The organism is Streptomyces sp. NPDC087901, from assembly GCF_044742205.1.
GTDB lineage: Bacteria > Actinomycetota > Actinomycetes > Streptomycetales > Streptomycetaceae > Streptomyces.
In genome coordinates, this window is record NZ_JBIUUC010000003.1 from 78,264 (window position 1) to 96,043 (window position 17,780).

General features: G+C 70.6%; 14 protein-coding genes. 7 read left to right on the top strand and 7 right to left on the bottom strand.

What is annotated here, in order from left to right; genetic code table 11:
- Nucleotides 1-36: 36 nt before the first annotated feature.
- Nucleotides 37-1,029, bottom strand: coding sequence for an acetylxylan esterase (locus ACIOEW_RS09875; protein WP_401963064.1), 993 nt, complete (start codon nucleotides 1,027-1,029; stop codon nucleotides 37-39).
- A gap of 257 nt (nucleotides 1,030-1,286) precedes the next feature.
- Here ACIOEW_RS09875 and ACIOEW_RS09880 point away from each other — a divergent pair, with 257 nt between their 5' ends.
- From ACIOEW_RS09880 to ACIOEW_RS09900, 5 genes are all read left to right on the top strand, one after another.
- Nucleotides 1,287-2,537, top strand: a complete 1,251-nt coding sequence (locus tag ACIOEW_RS09880) for a sugar ABC transporter substrate-binding protein (RefSeq protein ID WP_362551118.1) — start codon at nucleotides 1,287-1,289, stop codon at nucleotides 2,535-2,537.
- Nucleotides 2,538-2,542: 5 nt separating this feature from the next.
- The gene (locus tag ACIOEW_RS09885) at nucleotides 2,543-3,532 is read left to right on the top strand and encodes a sugar ABC transporter permease (RefSeq protein ID WP_362551120.1); all 990 of its coding nucleotides are present in this window, start codon (nucleotides 2,543-2,545) and stop codon (nucleotides 3,530-3,532) included.
- The gene (locus ACIOEW_RS09890) at nucleotides 3,529-4,440 is read left to right on the top strand and encodes a carbohydrate ABC transporter permease (RefSeq protein ID WP_362551123.1); all 912 of its coding nucleotides are present in this window, start codon (nucleotides 3,529-3,531) and stop codon (nucleotides 4,438-4,440) included. Before ACIOEW_RS09885 ends, ACIOEW_RS09890 begins: the two co-directional genes overlap by 4 nt.
- A gap of 91 nt (nucleotides 4,441-4,531) precedes the next feature.
- Nucleotides 4,532-5,734: a glycoside hydrolase family 1 protein gene (locus ACIOEW_RS09895; RefSeq protein WP_401963066.1), complete on the top strand. Its 1,203-nt coding sequence runs from the start codon at nucleotides 4,532-4,534 to the stop codon at nucleotides 5,732-5,734.
- Nucleotides 5,735-5,983: 249 nt separating this feature from the next.
- Nucleotides 5,984-7,453: a glucoamylase family protein gene (locus ACIOEW_RS09900; RefSeq protein ID WP_401963067.1), complete on the top strand. Its 1,470-nt coding sequence runs from the start codon at nucleotides 5,984-5,986 to the stop codon at nucleotides 7,451-7,453.
- Nucleotides 7,454-7,481: 28 nt separating this feature from the next.
- On the opposite strand, the gene ACIOEW_RS09905 is transcribed toward ACIOEW_RS09900, so the two are convergent.
- Nucleotides 7,482-8,525, bottom strand: a complete 1,044-nt coding sequence (locus tag ACIOEW_RS09905) for a hypothetical protein (protein ID WP_401963825.1) — start codon at nucleotides 8,523-8,525, stop codon at nucleotides 7,482-7,484.
- 194 nt (nucleotides 8,526-8,719) lie between these two features.
- Here ACIOEW_RS09905 and ACIOEW_RS09910 point away from each other — a divergent pair, with 194 nt between their 5' ends.
- A complete protein-coding gene (locus tag ACIOEW_RS09910; protein ID WP_401963826.1) occupies nucleotides 8,720-10,849 on the top strand; it encodes a TPM domain-containing protein in 2,130 nt (709 codons plus the stop codon).
- A 147-nt stretch (nucleotides 10,850-10,996) separates the two neighbouring features.
- Entirely contained in the window at nucleotides 10,997-11,707 is a 711-nt protein-coding gene (locus tag ACIOEW_RS09915) for a PspA/IM30 family protein (protein ID WP_362551135.1), read from the top strand.
- Between the two features lie 17 nt (nucleotides 11,708-11,724).
- On the opposite strand, the gene ACIOEW_RS09920 is transcribed toward ACIOEW_RS09915, so the two are convergent.
- From ACIOEW_RS09920 to ACIOEW_RS09940, 5 genes are all read right to left on the bottom strand, one after another.
- Complete coding sequence (locus ACIOEW_RS09920) at nucleotides 11,725-14,298, bottom strand: SpoIIE family protein phosphatase (RefSeq protein ID WP_362551278.1); 2,574 nt, start codon at nucleotides 14,296-14,298, stop codon at nucleotides 11,725-11,727.
- 193 nt (nucleotides 14,299-14,491) lie between these two features.
- Entirely contained in the window at nucleotides 14,492-14,920 is a 429-nt protein-coding gene (locus tag ACIOEW_RS09925) for an ATP-binding protein (protein WP_362551138.1), read from the bottom strand.
- A gap of 174 nt (nucleotides 14,921-15,094) precedes the next feature.
- Nucleotides 15,095-15,499 carry a (deoxy)nucleoside triphosphate pyrophosphohydrolase gene (locus tag ACIOEW_RS09930; protein ID WP_362551141.1) on the bottom strand — a complete coding sequence of 135 codons (405 nt, stop codon included), beginning with the start codon at nucleotides 15,497-15,499 and terminating at the stop codon, nucleotides 15,095-15,097.
- 111 nt (nucleotides 15,500-15,610) lie between these two features.
- The gene (locus ACIOEW_RS09935) at nucleotides 15,611-15,793 is read right to left on the bottom strand and encodes an SPOR domain-containing protein (RefSeq protein WP_362551144.1); all 183 of its coding nucleotides are present in this window, start codon (nucleotides 15,791-15,793) and stop codon (nucleotides 15,611-15,613) included.
- A gap of 223 nt (nucleotides 15,794-16,016) precedes the next feature.
- A complete protein-coding gene (locus ACIOEW_RS09940) occupies nucleotides 16,017-17,750 on the bottom strand; it encodes a purine-cytosine permease family protein (RefSeq protein WP_401963069.1) in 1,734 nt (577 codons plus the stop codon).
- Nucleotides 17,751-17,780: the final 30 nt, after the last annotated feature.

The window sequence follows — 17,780 nt, forward strand, 5'->3', positions numbered from 1 at the left end:
CGCCGGACGGGACCTCCGTCCCGCCCGGCGCGCGGCTCACCGCCCCAGCCGCTTCCCGAAGAACTCGCGCCGCGCCTCCACCAGCCCGGCCTCGTCCTGCGCCAGTCCCTCGTACTCGAAATGCCCCGCCGGCAGCACCAGCAGCTCCCGCTCCCCCGCCAGTGCGTTGTGCACGGCGAACTGGCCGGGCGGCGGCACGGACGGGTCGAACAGCGCCGCGGCCACGAGAGTCGGCTGCTCCACGAACCCCGCGGCCGTGGCGGCGTCGAAGTACCGCAGCACGTCCACGACCTCGGGGTGCTCGCGGTGGTAGCCGCGCACGGCCTCTCCGCTCCCCGTGCACGGCAGCGTGAGCCGCAGCGGGTGGTTCCCGAACGTGGGCACTGTCAGCTGCCCGGCCCCGAACCGCTCGTCCCACGGCAGGGCCAGCGCACCGAGCCCGCCGCCGAAGCTCTCCCCGAGGCAGCCCAGCCGGCCCGCCCCGGCGAGTTCCGGCACCAGTTCCACGAGCGCGGACGCCGCGCACCACAGGTCCGCCACGCAGTCGCCGATGACGTAGCTGCCGCGCGACTCGATGCCGTGCAGCACGTGCCCGGAGGAGACGTCGGGGATGCCCTCCACGAGTCCGCGCGCGCCCATCCCCCGTACGCACGGCAGGATCGCGGCCGACGACGGCAGGGGCAGCGGCACGTCAGGCCCGGGCTCCTGGCGCCCCCCGTACCCGTGCCCGATGACGAACCCGTGGCGCACCGGCTCCGCCGCCGGGCCCTCCGCCGGAAGCGCCAGCCAGCCGCCGAGGCGCACTCCGCCCACCGAGGTGTACGTCACGCCGTGGATCCGTACGCCGTCGCGCTCGTCCTCCACCGGCCCGAGCTCCGGATCCGTGACGACCTTGCGGGCCTCTTCGTACCGGGCCCGCCAGAAGTCGGCGAAGTCGTCGGGGGCGGGCGGCGCGGGCACGGCCACCAGATCTTCGAGAGTGCGGCCGTGGGCCGGATCGAAGGGGAACTCATGCACGAACGAAGTCATGATCACGACACTATCCCCCTCCCCGCACAGGCTTCCAGGGCTCCGGTCGACCCACGTGGCAACCCTGCGAAATCGGTCACATCGTCACCTTTTCCACAAACGGCGCCCTTACCGTTTCAAATTGAACATTCAGATGTCCAGCACGTTGCACGAGTGTGACCTAGCACCCTCTTGCGGATTCCCGAATCTCTGCCGCAGAGTGATGTATGCGCTTACAGGCAGCGCATACATCCGGATTGCTCAAGGAGGAGCCCTCCATGTCCCGCACCGCCAGAAACGCCTCCACCGGCATCGGAATCGCAGTCGTGCTCGCCCTCGGCCTCACCGCCTGCGGCAGCTCCGGTGGCGAGGATGTCGCCGCGGACAAGAAGCAGACGCTCACCGTCTGGGCCATGGGGGCCGAGGGCGAGAAGCTCGCGGATGTGGCCAAGGTGTACGAGAAGGCCAACCCGAACATCACCGTCAAGGTGACCCCGGTCGGCTGGGACGTCGCCCACCAGAAGCTCGTCTCCGCGGCCGCCGCCGGCACCATGCCGGACGTGGCGCAGATGGGCGGCAGCTACATGGGCGAGTTCTCCGAGCTCGGTGTGCTGGAGCCGGTCGACACCAAGACCTTCCAGGAGAAGGACTTCTTCCCGGCCGGCTGGGAGCAGGGCGAGGTGGACGGCCAGGCGTACGGCGTGCCGTGGTACGTCGACACCCGCGTCCTCTACTACCGCACCGACCTGGCCGAGAAGGCCGGCATCACCAAGGCTCCGACCAACTGGAAGGAGATGCAGGACCTCGCGACCGCCTACCAGAAGAAGGCCGGTACCAAGTGGGGCCTGTCCATCCAGCCCAGCGGCCTGGACACGGTGCAGAACTTCTACTCCTTCCTGTACTCGGCCGGCGGCGAGATCGTCAACGACAAGGGCGAGGCCGTCATCGACAGCCCCGAGGCCGTCAAGGCGCTCAAGGAGTACGGCTCGTACTTCGACAAGGGGCTCTCCAACAAGTCCGTGCAGCCCGGCTACGACGTCGTGAAGGACTTCGGCAACGGCCGCGTCCCGATGTTCTTCGGCGGCCCCTGGCACGTCACCCTGCTGAACGAGGGCCAGCCGCAGCTCAAGGGCAAGTGGGCGGTGGCCAACGTGCCCGCCGACAAGTCCTCCACCTCCATGGCCGGCGGCTCCTCCCTGGTGATATCCAAGGACAGCGGGCACAAGGCGGCGGCCACCCAGTTCATCAAGTACCTGACGGACACCAAGGGCCAGGCCGACTGGTACAAGCGCACCAAGGACCTGCCGGCGAACACCGCCGCCTGGACCTCCGGTGACCTCGCCGACGACGCCGACCTGCAGATCTTCAAGAAGCAGATGGACTCCGCCAAGTCCTCGCCGTCGCTGCCCAACTGGACCGAGGTCACCGACAAGGTCGACCAGGCCATCGCGAAGGTGACCCAGGGCAAGGCGTCCGCCGAGGACGCGCTGAAGACCGCGCAGTCCGAGATCGAAGGCCTCGTGAAGTAGGAGCCATGAGCACCACGACCGGAAAGGCCGCGCAGCCGGCCAAGGTGCAGGCCGGGCCGGGGACCACGTCCCCGGCCGCCGGGCCGAAGGGTTCGCGAAGCCGCAGGAAGCCCTCGATGGGCGTGCAGAACATGGCCGGCTGGCTGTTCTCCACCCCCTTCCTCGTGCTCTTCCTCGTCTTCATGGCCGTCCCGATCATCGCCACGCTGGTGATGAGCTTCACGGACTTCGGGCTGCGCAACGTGACGCACCCGCTGGACGCGAACTTCATCGGCTTCGAGAACTACACCAAGCTGTTCAGCGACGAGAAGTTCCTCAAGTCACTGTTCAACACGGCGTACTTCGTGGTCGTCGGGGTCCCGCTGACGATCCTCCTCGGACTGGTCGTCGCCGTACTGCTGAACAACGGCATCGACCGGGCCCGGACCTTCTTCCGCGTCGGCTTCTACGCCCCGGTCGTCACCACCATCGTCGCGGTCGCCGTCGTCTGGCGGTTCGTGCTCGACCCGAGCGACGGTCTCGTCGCGGGCCTCTTCTCCGAAGTGGGCCTCACCGCACCGGACTTCCTCGGCTCCGAGAAGCTCGCCATGCCCTCGATGATCGCGATGGCGGTCTGGCGCAACGTGGGCACGGTCATGGTGCTCTTCATCGCCGGTCTGCAGGCCATCCCCACCGAGGTGCGGGAGGCGGCGCGGCTGGACGGCGCGAACATCTGGCAGGAGTTCAAGGGCATCACCGTCCCGCTGCTGCGGCCCACGCTGCTCTACGCCACGGTGATCACCACCATCGGCTACCTCAACGTCTTCGAGGAGCCGTTCGTGATGACGCAGGGCGGGCCCTCGGACTCGACGCTCACCGTCTCGCTGAACATGTACCGCGAGGGCTTCAACTTCTTCCACATGGGCTATGCGAGCGCCATGGCGTATGTCCTCTTCGTAGTGATCATGGGCATCACGGTGCTGCAGCTCCGACTGCTGAAGGACAACACGAAATGAGCGCCACCAGTGCACCGGGCGCCGTCTCGACGGCGCCGTCGAAGAAGCCCGGGGACGACGGGCGGCCGGGCCGCGTCAAGCGGCCGCGTTCGCCGAAGCGGGTCCTCGTCTACGTCCTGCTCTCGCTCGGCCTGCTGATCATGTCGGCGCCGTTCCTGTGGATGGCCCTGTCCGCGTTCAAGACGACGAGTGAGCTGACTGCGAGCCCGCCCGTCTGGATCCCGACCGAGTGGACCCTGGACAACTTCCGGGACCTGCTCGACAAGCTGGACCTGCCGCTCTACTTCATGAACTCGGTGATCGTCGCGGTGCTGGTCACCGTCTCGAACCTGGTGTTCTGCTCGATGCTCGGGTACGCCCTGGCCAAGCTGAAGTTCGCCGGCCGCAACAAGATCTTCGGTCTGGTGCTCGGCGCCCTCATGGTGCCCGGCAACCTGATGCTCCTGCCGCTGTTCGTGCTGATGAGCAAGATGGGCCTGATCGACTCGTACGCCGGTCTGGTGCTGCCGTTCGCGGCGGGCGCCTTCGGTGTCTTCCTGATGCGCCAGTTCATGCAGTCGATCCCGGACGAGCTGCTGGAAGCGGCCCGGATGGACGGCGCCGGCGAGTGGTACATCTTCTGGCGGATCGTGATGCCGCTGGTGAAGCCCGCCCTGGCGACACTGTCGATCTTCACGTTCCTGGGGTCCTGGAACAACTTCGTCTGGCCGCTCATCGCGACCAACGACCCGGACAAGTACACGCTGCCGGTCGCCCTGGCGACGTTCGCCACCGACCCGAACAAGGCGGGCGGCTCCAACGGCATGCTGATGGCCGGGTCCTTCCTGATCGTGCTGCCGGTCCTGGTCGTGTTCATCGCGCTCCAGCGGCACTTCACCCAGGGCATCGCCACAGCGGGCATGAAGTAGCCCCGCCGCCCCCACCGATACGTACGAGGCCCGCGCACCCCACACCTTGCGCCCGGCCACACCCCTTCACGCACCAGAAAGACAGTTTGCGATGACTCACACCCAGGTCCCGTTCCCCGAAGGTTTCCTGTGGGGCGCCTCCACGGCCGCCCACCAGATCGAGGGCAACAACACCAACAGTGACTGGTGGGTCAAGGAGCACACCGCGGGCACCCACATCCAGGAGCCCAGCCTGGACGCCTGCGACAGCTACCACCGCTGGCACGAGGACATGGACGTACTGGCCGGACTGGGCTTCACCGACTACCGGTTCTCCATCGAGTGGGCCCGGATCGAGCCCGCCGAGGGCCAGTTCTCCCGGGCCGAGCTCGCCCACTACCGCCGGATGGTCGAGGGCGCCATCGAGCGCGGCCTGCGCCCCATGGTCACCCTGCACCACTTCACCGTCCCCCAGTGGTTCGAGGCCCGCGGCGGTTTCACCGCCGAGGGCGCGACCGAGCTGTTCGCCCGTTACGTCGCGGCCTGCGCACCGGTCATCGGCGAAGGCGTCAGCCACGTCTGCACCATCAACGAGCCGAACATGATCGCCGTCATGGCGGGCCAGGCCAAGCGCGGCGACATCGGCTTCCCGCCCGCCGGTCTGCCGACCCCGGACGACGAGACGACCGTGGCCGTGATCGCCGCCCACCACGCGGCCGTCAAGGAGGTCAAGGCGATCAACGCCGGCATCCAGGTCGGCTGGACCATCGCCAACCAGGTCTACCAGGCCCTCCCCGGCGCCGAGGAGATCACCGCGGCCTACCGCCACCCCCGCGAGGACGTCTTCATCGAGGCCGCCCGCGGCGACGACTGGATCGGTGTGCAGTCCTACACCCGGACCAAGATCGGCACCGACGGCCCGATCCCCACCTCGGACGACGTCGAGCGCACCCTCACGCAGTGGGAGTACTACCCCTCCGCCGTCGGTCACGCGCTGCGCCACACGGCGGACGTCGTGGGCCACGACGTGCCGCTGATCGTCACCGAGAACGGCATCGCCACCGACGTGGACAGCCGCCGGATCGACTACTACACCGGCGCGCTGAACGAGGTCGCCGCCGCCCTCGAGGACGGCCTCAACATCCAGGGCTACCTGGCCTGGAGCGCGCTCGACAACTACGAGTGGGGCTCCTACAAGCCCACCTTCGGCCTCATCGGCTGGAACCCGGAGACGTTCGAGCGGCTGCCGAAGCCGTCCGCCGTCTGGCTGGGCGAGATGGGCCGCACCCGCACGCTGCCGCGCGACGCCGGCTGACACCACCGGCCCCCCGACCGGGAGCTCCTGACGGCTCCCGCGCGTACGGGAACCGACGGAACCTGACATCCGCCGGTTCCCGTACCGCACCACCGGTTCACCGCACCACCGCAGCCCCGGCGCGGTCCGGGCCCCACAGCCCCGGCCGTGCCGGCAGCCGTACCCGAAAACGGCGGCGGAGGCGCCTCCGCCGCATCGAGCACGCCACGAACTCCCCCATTCCCTTCTGCCACCGGGAGCTGGACTTTCATGGACCGTCGCACGTTTCTCACCGCCGCCGGGACCGGGGCCGCCGCCCTGTCCCTCGGAGCCGTATCAGCGCCCTCGGCAGGCGCCGCCCCGCTCGGCCACACCCCGGACCCGCAGTTGCTGCACTGGTTCCGCGACACCTACCGCTCGATCGAGGCCATGACGACCGGTCTCGGTCTCGCCGTCGACAAGATCGACGTGAGCGGTCCTGGCGGTCCCGTCCAGTCCCGCCAGACCTCGCCGACCAACATCGGTTGCGGTCTGTGGTCCACCGTCGCCGCCGCAGGGCTCGGCGTGATCAGCGACGCCACGATGCGGCGCAGGCTCGATCTCACCGTCCGGTCCGTCGAGCGGCTGGAGCGCCACCACGGCTTCTGGCTCAACTGGTACGACGCACACGACGGTTCGGTGCTGACCGAGTGGCCCGGCACCGGCGACCCGGTCCGCCCGTTCCTGTCCTCCGTCGACAACGCCTGGCTGATCACCGGCCTGCGCATCGCCGCGGACGCGGCTCCCGCGCTGCGTCCGCGCATCGCCCGCATCCTGGCGGACGCCGACTGGTCGTACTACTACACGCCCTACGACCCTGCAGACCCGGTCGCCGGCCCCGGCCAGCTGCGCGGCGGCTTCTGGACGGACACCGAGGAGCCCACCGGTCACCACTACGGAGCCCTCAACACCGAGCCGCGCATGGCGAGTTACCTGGGCATCGCGGACGGTTCACTGCCCGCCGACCACTATTGGCACCTGCTGCGCACCATGGTTCCGGGCAACGAGCAGGAGCAGCAGCCGCAGGGCAGTTACGTGGCGATGGACGGCGTCCGCGTCTGGCAGGGCCACTACACGCACCGCGGCCGCAAGCTCGTCCCCACCTGGGGCGGGTCGATGTTCGAGGCGCTGATGGTTCCGCTGTTCGTGCCGGAGCCGGAGTGGTCGCCGCAGTCGTGGGGCCGTACCCATCAGCGCTATGTGCGCAGCCAGATCGAGCACGGTACGCAGGAGGCGGAGTACGGGTACTGGGGCTTCTCGCCCGCCAACATCCCCGAGGGCGGCTATCAGGAGTACGGCGTCGACGCGCTCGGCATGCAGGTCGACGGCTATGCCTCCAACACCGACCGTACGTACACGACGGACGGCGCTCCGCTGCCGCCCGCGTCTGCGTTCACCAACGGTGTGGTCACCCCGCACGCCTCGTTCCTCGCGCTGCCGTACGCGCCGGCCGAGGCGGTGGCGAATCTGCGGGCGCTCGACCGCGATTTCGGCGCCTATCACGAGGGTTACGGGTTCCGGGACTCCGTCAATGTCTCCACCGGCCGGGTCAGCGACTATCTGCTCGCCCTGGACCAGGGGATGATCGCCGCGGCCCTGGCCCAGGCCCTCCGCCCCGGCCTGCTGCAACAGCCGTTCCGGACCGGCGGGTTCCGTTCCCGGGTGCGGCCGCTGCTCGCCAAGGAGCGCTTCAGCATCTGAGCCGCGCCGCCGGCCACCGGCTGTCGGTTCAGTGCCAGCCCTCCCGGTACGCGGCCCAGTCGCCGTCCTGCGCGGCGAAGTCGACGTAGAGCGCGACCCCGAACCGTTCCCGGCCGCGGTCCGTGCGCCCCAGCCCCAGTCTGGTGCCGCGGACCGCGGCCGCGACCGTTTCCGCCGACGCGTGATGTCCCAGGTCGTTCTCGTGGAAGAACGGCAGTCCCATCAGCAGATCGGTGTCGCGGGGCGTCACTTCGAGCGCCAGCGAAGTCTGTTCGGCGACGTATCCGCCGTAGAGCCCTTCCAGCGGCATCCAGGTGTCGTACGACATGACGGCGATCTGGTCCACCCTGCGGGCCACCTGCCCGAAGTACTTCTGCGACCACCACTTGCCCCGGCCGGTGACCGCCCCGAGAACGGTCTGCGCGGCGGGCAGCGGGTCGATCTGGTGGGCCGCCACGGAGAGCGGCACCTCACGCGCCCGGGTGAGCGCGCGCAGGCCGTCCAGGAGCGAGAGGTAGTGCGCGTCGCCGGAGTGCAGCGGTTCCAGGTCGAAGTGCAAGCCGTCGAACCCGGCGTCCAGGATCTGCCTCGCGGAGCCCACGACGGCGGCGCGCGACGCGGCACGCTCCAGACGCAGCCCGTCGGGCCCCTCGCTCGCCAGCCTGTCCCCGAGCCAGGCCTGCACCCGGATACCGGGCATGGTGCGGTGCACGGCGTCGATCAGCCAGTGTGCCCGCGGATAGCGGGAGGCGGGGAGGGTGCCGTCGTGCTCCAGCGGCCCGGCATGGACGTACAGGTCCTTGATGCCCGTGCCTTTGATCCGGGCGGCGAACGCGGCGAGGTCCACGTCCTTCTTCCGGCCGTCGACCCAGGCGTGCCCCAGCCAGATCGCGTCGCGGCCACGGGTCCGGGTGCCGTCCCCGGGATCGCCGGTGAAGTTGAGCCGCAGTGCGACGCCCGCGGTCAGGACCGGCACCACGATCACCAGGACCAGTCCCAGCGCGAGCCGCCTCGGCCAGGTCCCGACGGACCGCGCCGCCCCTCTCCGTACCGAAGCCGCCGCCCGCCCCATTCGCCCACGCACGTGCGCGCCCCCTGCATGTCTCGGTGTACTCCGGCTGTACGAACCGCGGGCTGTGTCCCGCTGAGCGCCGTACCCGTACGAACAGCAGGACGCGCCAGGTCCGGGGACCGTTCCCGGGCCGGCCGCCCGGAGCGTCTGCCGGGTCGCGGGCCGCCGGGGGCGGACATAGCCTCGCAAACGTGATGCCGCCTGTGAGCCGAACCCGGATCCTCATACCGGGCCGGGCCCTGCTCGCCGTGCTGTTGACGGTGTGCTGGCTGGCCCTCGCCCCCACGCCGGCCGCGCGCGCCGACGGGCCGATCACGCTGTCCCGCGACGGGCAGATCACCGACAAGGTGGGCGCGCTCGGGGACCGTAGGGCCCAGGTCGTCACCGCGCTCGACCAGCTCTACGACAAACGCCGCATCCAGCTCTTCGTGGCCTACGTCCGTGACTTCTCCGGGCGCTCCGCGCAGGACTGGGCCGACGAGACGGCCGACCGCAACGGGCTCGGCCGCGACGACGCGCTGCTGGCCGTCGCCACCCACGACCGGCAGTACGCCTACTCCGTCGACCAGGACTCCCGCCTCACCGACGCACAGCTCCAGGACGTGGCGAGCACCGCCATCGAGCCGGCGCTCAAGGAGAACGACTGGGCGGGTGCCGCGATCGGGGCCGCCAACGGGTACTCCGCCGTCCTGGCCGGTTCACCCGTCCCCACCCCGACGATCACCCCTGGCGCCGACGACCCCGGCGCGGGGAGCTCCGGCGGGACAAGTACCGGGGACCTGGTGCTGCCGATCGTCCTCGTCGGCGGCGCCGGAGCGGTCGCCGCGTACGCGTTCACCCGGCGCAGGCGGCGCGCCACCACCCGTACGACACCCGGCGCGACGGGCTGGGGTCCGGCCGGAGCCGGGCAGGGCGAACCGGAGCAGCCGCCCACCCCCCTCCCCGAACTCGACGCACAGGCCAAGGAGACGCTCGTCGGCACGGACGACGCGGTCCGCACGAGCGACGAGGAACTCGGCTTCGCCACCGCCCAGTTCGGCGAGGCGGCCGCCGCGCCGTTCACCGAGGCGGTCGGCTACGCCAAGGGCGAGCTGACGGCGGCCTTCCGGCTGCGTCAGCAGCTCGACGACGCCATCCCGGAGGACGACGCCACCCGCCGCCGGATGCTGGACGAGATCATCAGCCGCTGCGCGGACGCGAACGCACGGCTGGACGCGGTCTCCGAGGACTTCGACCGGCTGCGGGAACTGGAACGCAACGCCCCACAGGCGCTGGCCGCGGCCGAGAGCGCGTTCCGTGCGCTCGCCGGCCGGGTCTCCGCCGCGGAGACCACGCTCGCCACGCTGCGCGACCGTTACGCGGAGTCCGCGTCGGCCCCCGTCGTGGCCGGTATCGAGCAGGCCAAGGACCGGCTCGTCTTCGCGACGTCGTCGCTCAACCAGGCCCGGCAGGCGGCGGACGGAGGCGACCACTCCGCGGCTGCGGTGTACGTACGGGCCACCGAGGGCGCGATCGGCCAGGCGACCACGCTCGTCGACGCCGTCGACCGGCGCGCGCAGGAACTGGACGAGGCGGCGGCCGGACTGCCTGCCGCGCTCACGGAGACGGAGACGGACCTGGCGGACGCGGGAGGGCTGCTGGAGGGCACCTCCGAAGGGGTGTCCACAGCGGACCTCCGCGGCCGGATCGCCCGCGCCCGGTCCGTGGCCAGTGATGTGCGGGAGGAGCTGACCGCGGGCGCGTACGACCCCATCGACGCGCTGCGCAGGGTGGAGGAGGCGGACGCGGCGCTGGACGAGGCGCTGGCCGGTGCGCGTGAGCAGGAGCAGGGCAACCAGAGGGCCCGCTCCCTGCTCGACCAGACGATGCTCACCGCACGGTCGGCCATCGGCGCAGCGGCCGACTACGTATCCACCAACCGGGGTGCGGTCGGCAGCCAGGCCCGGACCCGGCTGGCGGAGGCCCAGCGGCGACTGGAGCGGGCCCGCGAGCTGGCCGGGACGGACGATCCGCAGGCGGCGCTGGCCGAGGCACAGCGGGCGGACGCGCTGGCCGGAGAGGCGCGGAGCCTCGCGGAGCAGGACGTGCGCGCTTACGGGGGCCGGGGCGGCCCGGGCGGCGGGATGCCGGGAGGCGGCGCCGGCGGGGGCATGGGCGGCGCGGTCCTCGGCGGGATCATCCTCGGCGGACTCCTCGGCGGCGGCCGAGGGGGCGGCTTCGGGGGCGGGGGCGGCTTCGGAGGCGGCTTCGGCGGGGGCGGCGGACCGGGCAGCTTCGGCGGCGGGGGCACCCGCGGCCGGCGGGGCGGCGGCGGCCGCTTCTGAACGAGGGCCACAGCCATACCCGCGGGCGAGCGTACAGCCGTACAGGCGGGCAAGGCCCCAAGGCCGTACACGCGGGCGGGCGTACAGCCGTACACGTACACGTACACGTCACGTTGCACAGCAGGACCGGACACACAGGAGAGTGCCATGACCAAGCAGACCATTCTCGGACGCGTCACCCAGCTGGCGAAGGCCAACATCAACGCCCTGCTCGACCAGGCCGAGGACCCGCAGAAGATGCTGGACCAGCTGATCCGCGACTACACGTCCAACATCTCGGAGGCCGAACAGGCCGTGGCCGCCACCATCGGCAATCTGCGCCTGATGGAGCAGGACCACCGTGAGGACGTCGCGGCGGCCAGGGAATGGGGTGAGAAGGCGCTCGCCGCCAGCCGCAAGGCCGACGAGCTGCGCGCGGGCGGATCGGGCCCCGACGCCGACAAGTTCGACAACCTGGCCAAGGTCGCGCTCGGCCGCCAGCTCCAGTCGGAGAAGGAGGCGAAGACCGCGGAGCCCACCATCGCCGCGCAGACCGAGGTGGTGGACAAGCTGAAGTCCGGCCTGGACCAGATGAAGACGAAGCTGACGGAGCTGAAGGCCAAGCGTGACGAGCTGGTCGCCCGCGCCAAGTCCGCCCAGGCGCAGAACCAGATGATGGACTCCGTGAAGAACATCAACGTCCTCGACCCGACCAGCGAGATCAGCCGCTTCGAGGACAAGGTGCGGCGCGAGGAGGCGAAGGCACTGGGCAAGCAGGAGCTCGCCGCGTCGTCGCTGGACGCCCAGTTCGAGCAGCTGGACACGCTGGGCGACAGCGCCGAGGTGGAGGCCCGCCTCGCCGCGCTGAAGACGGCCTGACCTCTTCGGTGCCGTCCTCAGAACATGCTGAGCAGTTCCTCCACCGTGCGCTCGACGGCCGGTCCGCCGGTGGGCAGCGGGAGTTCGAACCAGACGGTCTTGCCGCGCGGTGTCCGCCGCGACCCCCAGGCCGCGCTCAGCAGCCCGACCAGCTGGAGTCCGCGGCCGCCCTCGTCCGTGTCGCGTGCGCGCCGGCGCCGCGGCTGGACGAGGCCTGCGTCCCACACCTCGCACACGAGGGTGCGGTCGCGCAGCAGTCTGAGCCGGATCTCACCCTCGCCGTACCGCAGGGCGTTGGTGACGAGTTCGCTGACCAGCAGTTCGGTGGTGTCCACCAGGTCGTCGAGGTTCCAGGCGAGCAGCTGTCCGCGGGCCAGCTCGCGGGCGCGGCCGACCGAGCGCGGCTCGCGGGGCAGCCGCCAGTCGCCGACGGCGTCGGCCGGCAGTCCCTGGATGCGGGCCATCAGCAGGGCGATGTCGTCCTCACCGTGCCGGGTGTCGAGCGAGCTCAGTACGTGGTCGCAGACGTCCTCGAGTGGCCGGGCCGGTTCGGCGAGGGCTTCGCGCAGCGCTTCGAGCCCCTCGTCCAGCGGGTGGTCGCGGGACTCGACGAGACCGTCGGTGTAGAGGGCGAGGAGGGCACCCTCCTTGAGCTCCACCTCGACCTCCTCGAAGGGTTCGCCGCCGACACCGAGCGGCATGCCGGGCGGGACGTCCAGGAGCAGCGCCGCCTCGCCCGGCTCGACGACGACGGGAGGCAGGTGGCCCGCGTTGGCGAAGGTGCAGCGGCGGGTGACCGGGTCGTAGACGGCGTAGACGCAGGTCGCCAGATAGACCTCGGAGAGGTCCGCCTCGCGCGACTTGTGGGCGGCCCGCGATGGCCACTGGGCGCCGCCGCCCGCATCGGACGCGGTGCTGCCGCCGGGGGTGCCGAGGCCCCGGGCGACCTCGTCGAGTGCGGAGAGCACCTCGGCGGGTTCCAGGTCGAGGAGTGCCAGGGTCCTTACGGCGGTGCGCAGTTCGCCCATGGCCACGGCGGCGCGCAGCCCGCGGCCCATCACGTCGCCTACGACGAGGGCGGTGCGGTGGCCGGGGAGTTCGATCACGTCGAACCAGTCGCCGCCGACCTCGGTCGCCGTGTTGCCGGGCAGGTACCGGCAGGCGATGTCGAGGCCCGCGGCCTCGGGGTCGCCGGGGGGCAGGAGGCTGCGCTGGAGGATCAGCGCACGTTCGTGCTCGCGGCGGTAGAGGCGGGCGTTGTCGATACAGACGGCGGCGCGTGCGGCGAGTTCGGTGGCCAGGGCGCGGTCCCGCTCGCCGAAGGGTTCGCTGCCCTTCGTACGGGAGAACTGCACGAGGCCGACCACGGTGTCGTGGGCGACCATCGGCACGGCGAGCGTGGACTGGACGAAGCCGCGGTCGTCGCCCGGCACGTCCTCCACATGGCCGGTGCGCAGGGCGATGGCGCAGGGTGATCCGAAGGGGTAGTGGTGCACGGCGCCGAGTGCGGGCGGACCGGTGCCCGGCCGGGATTCGGCGGCGCCGGGCACGGTGCCGTCGGGGACGGTGTCGGGCAGGGCGTCCGACACGGCGCTGGCGAAGGCGACCCGGCGCAGTTCGGCGGAGCCGCCGACAGCTTCCCGGCGCAAGGAACCCCCGCTGCCCGGCGGCGTCTCCTCGCCGGTGAGCAGGGCCTGGTAGAGGTCGACGGCGGCGAGGTCGCAGAAGCCGGGTACGGCCACGTCGAGGAGTTCGCGGGCGGTCGTCTCCAGGTCGAGGGAGTTGCCGATGCGGGCGCTCGCCTCGTTGAGCAGGGCGAGGTTGCGCCGGGCGCTGGCCGCCTCACGGGCCGCGATGTGGCGCCTGGTCACATCGGTGGCCAGTCCGGCGATGCCGACGGGGCGGCCCGAGCCGCTGTGCACCCGGTAGAGGTTCATCGACCAGTGGCGGCGCTCGGTGTCGCCGGGGGCGGTGCCGACGAGCTGGAGGTCGGTGACGGAGTCGCCGGTGGCCAGGACGTGTTCGAGCGTGGCCGTCAGCCGGTCCGCCTCCAGGCCTGTGAGGTAGTCGCCGACCGTGCGGCCCTGGTGGTCGTCCGCCCGGCCGCCGAAGACGGTGGCGAACCGCTGATTGGCCCGCACCACGGTGAGATCGGTGCCGAACAGTACGAAACCGAACGGGGATTGACCGAAAATCGCCTGCGAGGCCGCGAGGTCCGTCTCGATGAGGCGCAGTGCGCGGACGTCCACGACGATGCAGACCGCGGCCCGTTCACCCGACGCCGTCTCGCTCGGCATCACATAGATCTCGGCGAGCCCGTGCACGGCGTCCTCGCCCGGCATCCGGAAGGGGACGAGGCCCGTCCACTCCTTGCCGTCGAGCACCTCGCCGATCCGGCGGCGGCCGTCCCGCCGCAGTTCGGCGGGCATGAAGGCCTCGACCGGATCCCTGCCCACGGCCTCGTGAGCGGCAACGCCGAAGAGACCGGCGGCCCGGCGGCTCCACTGCTCGATCAGGCCATCGGGGCCGATCGAGAAGGAGGCGACCCTGATGAAGTCGTAGATCGAGCCAGGCGGACTGCTCTGCCACACGACATCGCCCGCTGTCCCAGGTATTTCGCTCACGCGACCGTCCCCTCCAGCTCACACACCGGACCGGTCCTGCCCGCAGTATTCAGCACTACGGCCCCGACCGACACGGCGTTCACGATCACAGCACGGTCTCAGTCCGTTTCGGCCAGATTCTGACCGGTCCTCCGTGATCGCCGTTCATCCCACCTCACTCCTAACCAGGCAGGGCCAGCTCGAACCACACCGTCTTGCCGCTCTTTCCGCGCCGGGTCCCCCAACGACGGGCCGAACAGGCCACGAGCTGCAGTCCCCTGCCGCCCTCGTCGTCGGGTCCAGCCGTACGTTCGGTGGGCGGATCCGGAAGCGGATCGGAGACTTCCACGAGCAGGCCGGGGCGCGCCGCGATGCTTTCGCCATCGGGATGGGGGCGCACCAGCCGCACCCCGATGGGACCTGCCGTGTACCGCATCGAGTTGGTCACCAGCTCGCTGACCAGCAGAACAGCCACATCACCGACGGCCGTGTCGAGCTCCCAGCAGCGCAGCGCCTCGTGGACGGCGTGCCGTGCCGTGCGCACGGCGCCGGGAACAGCGGGGAAGCTCCACTCGGCACTGTCGCCTTCGGTATCGATCACGCCGATCACTTCCCAAGACCAGCAACGGGAATGCCTTGTTTACGGGGACTAAACACCACATACCCGTAATTCAGGACGAAATACCGCCGGTGTCGACACGTGGGGCGTACGGGCGCAGAGGCGCGCACACGAACGGCTGTACGCGGAGCGAAGGGGCGCGCAGGCCAGGGCCGGGCGCTCTGCTCAGCGGTGTGCGCCGCCCGGCTGCCGGCGTACGGCTTCGGCCACTGCGGGCAGATCCTGTTCCAGCCAGTCCACCGTGCCGCTCTCACCCGGTCCGAGCCAGCGCAGCTCGTCGTGGTCCTGGAGCGGCGCGGGCACACCGGAGACCAGCCGGGCCGTCCACACGTGGAGCACGTAGCCGGGCTTGAGCGGCCACTCACCGGGGATACGCTCCAGCGGCTCCGTCTCGATACCCAGCTCCTCCCGGAGCTCACGGACGAGCGCCTGCTCGCCGCTCTCCCCCGGCTCCACCTTGCCGCCGGGCAATTCCCATCGCCCGGCCAGCTCCGGCGGGGCGCTGCGGCGCGCGGCCAGCAGCCGCCCCCGGTCGTAGACGGCTCCGGCCACCACCACGCGATCAGTCATGATGCGGAGCGTAATGCCCCGTCATGACCACGCCGGGCGGTACCGCCCGGCGTGTGCGACGCACCGGAGACCCGGCACGGCGCACTACGGGCGCGCGACCGCAGGCAGCCCTTACGGGCGAGCGGTCTGCCCTGCGCGCTCCACCCAGTAGAGCTGCTTGTGGCCGCCGGTCTGGAGCTTGTCGGCGGTCCGCTGCGCCTCGTCCTGCGTGGCATACCTGCCCACGCGGTAGCGGTTGCCGTTGTCGTCCTGCCGTATCACCAGCCAAGGGAGCACGGCACCGCTGTCGCTCATCGCATCCCTCCCGAGCATTGCGCCCCTCCCCTGAACGGCGTGCACGTCTCTAAGGATCCCCAGGAAACCGCAGTACGCATATGCCCGAGCCTACGCCTGACCTTTACTCAACGCATGCGTAATTGCACAAAGAGATACTGATCCGGCCAGGAGTGGACCAACGCCCTGGGGGCGCATCCAACTGGATGCGCCCCCAGGGCGGTTCACGGCATTCCGGTCCGGCCTACGCCCTGCCCGCGCCCTCGCGCAGCTCCGGCATCGGCATGAGGACCGGGCCACCGGCGGGGTCCTTGCGGCAGACGTCGCCGCAGTCGGCGTCGAGTGAGCAGCAGAGCGAGCAGATCGGCCCGGACTGCACGGGGCAGTCGGCGATGTCGGGGAGTTCGTAGGCCGTGGCGCAGACCGCGCAGGTGTGGGTGGCGGTGATGTCCGCGACCTCGACTCCGGGCCCGTTCACGGGATTGGGCCGGGCCAGGTAGTACTTCCCCTTCGTGGCCCAGGCGATGAGCGGACACAGCGTCAGCGAGAGACCGGCCGCGATGAAGGTCGAGAAGGCCTCCGCGTACGCGCCGAACAGACCGAAGAAGGCGAGGATCGAGACGGTGGACGCGATCACCATCGCCCCGAATCCAGCCGGGTTCACCGCGTACAGATAGGCCCGTTTGAACTCGATGTACGGCGGGCTCAGGCCGATCCGCTTGTTGATGACGAGGTCGGCGGCGACCGCGGCGATCCAGGCGATGCCCACGTTCGAGTAGAAGCCCAGCAGCTTGTTGAGGGCCGCGAACATGTTCATCTCCATCAGCGTCAGCGCGATGACGAGATTGAGGAAGATGTACCAGACCCGGCCGGGATGACGGTGAGTGATCCGGGAGAAGAAGTTCGACCACGACAGCGAGCCGCTGTAGGCGTTGGTCACATTGATCTTGATCTGCGACACGATCACGAAGAGTGCGGCAGCGGGCAGCGCGAACGAGCCGAGCCAGGGCTTCAGCGCCTCGATCTGCGGGGCGATCGGCTCCAGCGCGTGCGTCTTGCCGACGGCCTCCAGGGCGACGAAGGCGAGCAGCGCGCCGCCGAGTTGCTTGGCCGCGCCGATGATGACCCAGCCGGGCCCGGCGGCGAGGACGGCGAGGTTCCAGCGCCGCTTGTTGGCCTCCGTCTTCGCCGGCATGAAACGCAGATAGTCCGCCTGCTCACCGATCTGGGCGATGAGGGAGAGGGCGACGCCGGTGCCGAGTCCGAAGCCGGTCCAGGAGAAGCCGGATCCCGCTCCTTCCGTACCGCCGAAGGAGCCGAACGCACCCCAGGCGTCCGGCGCCTCGAAGGCGAGGACGACGAAGGGCAGCACCATGCCGACGATCCAGACGGGCTGGGTCCAGGCCTGCACCTTGGCGAGGGCGCCCATGCCCCGGAAGACGATCGGGATGACGATCAGGGTCGTCACCAGATAGCCCGCCTCGACCGGCAGACCGATGGCCTGGTGCATGGCCTGCGCCATGATCGAGCCTTCGAGGGCGAAGAAGATGAAGGTGAACGACGCGTAGATCAGCGAGGTCAGCGTCGAGCCGAAGTAGCCGAAGCCGGCGCCCCGGGTGACCAGGTCCATGTCGAGGCCGTACTTCGCGCAGGCCCGGGCGATGGGGATGCCGGTGAGGAAGATGATCGTGGCGGCCGCCAGGATCGAGGCGAATCCGCTGGTGAAGCCGTAGGTGAACACGATCGAGGCGCCGATCGCGAAGTCGGCGAGGTAGGCGATCCCGCCGAGCGCGGTGCCCGCGACCGTGCCGGGCGACCAGCGCCGGAAGGAGTGCGGCGCGTAGCGGAGCGAGTAGTCCTCGCGGCTCTCGTCGGCGGCGAGCCTGGCGTAACTGCGCCCGGGCGGCGGGGCGGCGGGCCCGCCCGCGAGGTCTCCCCCGGAGGCGGGCTCCGTCTTCGGTACGGCTGTGTCCGTCATCGGTGACTTCCCGTTCGTCAGTCCGGTGTG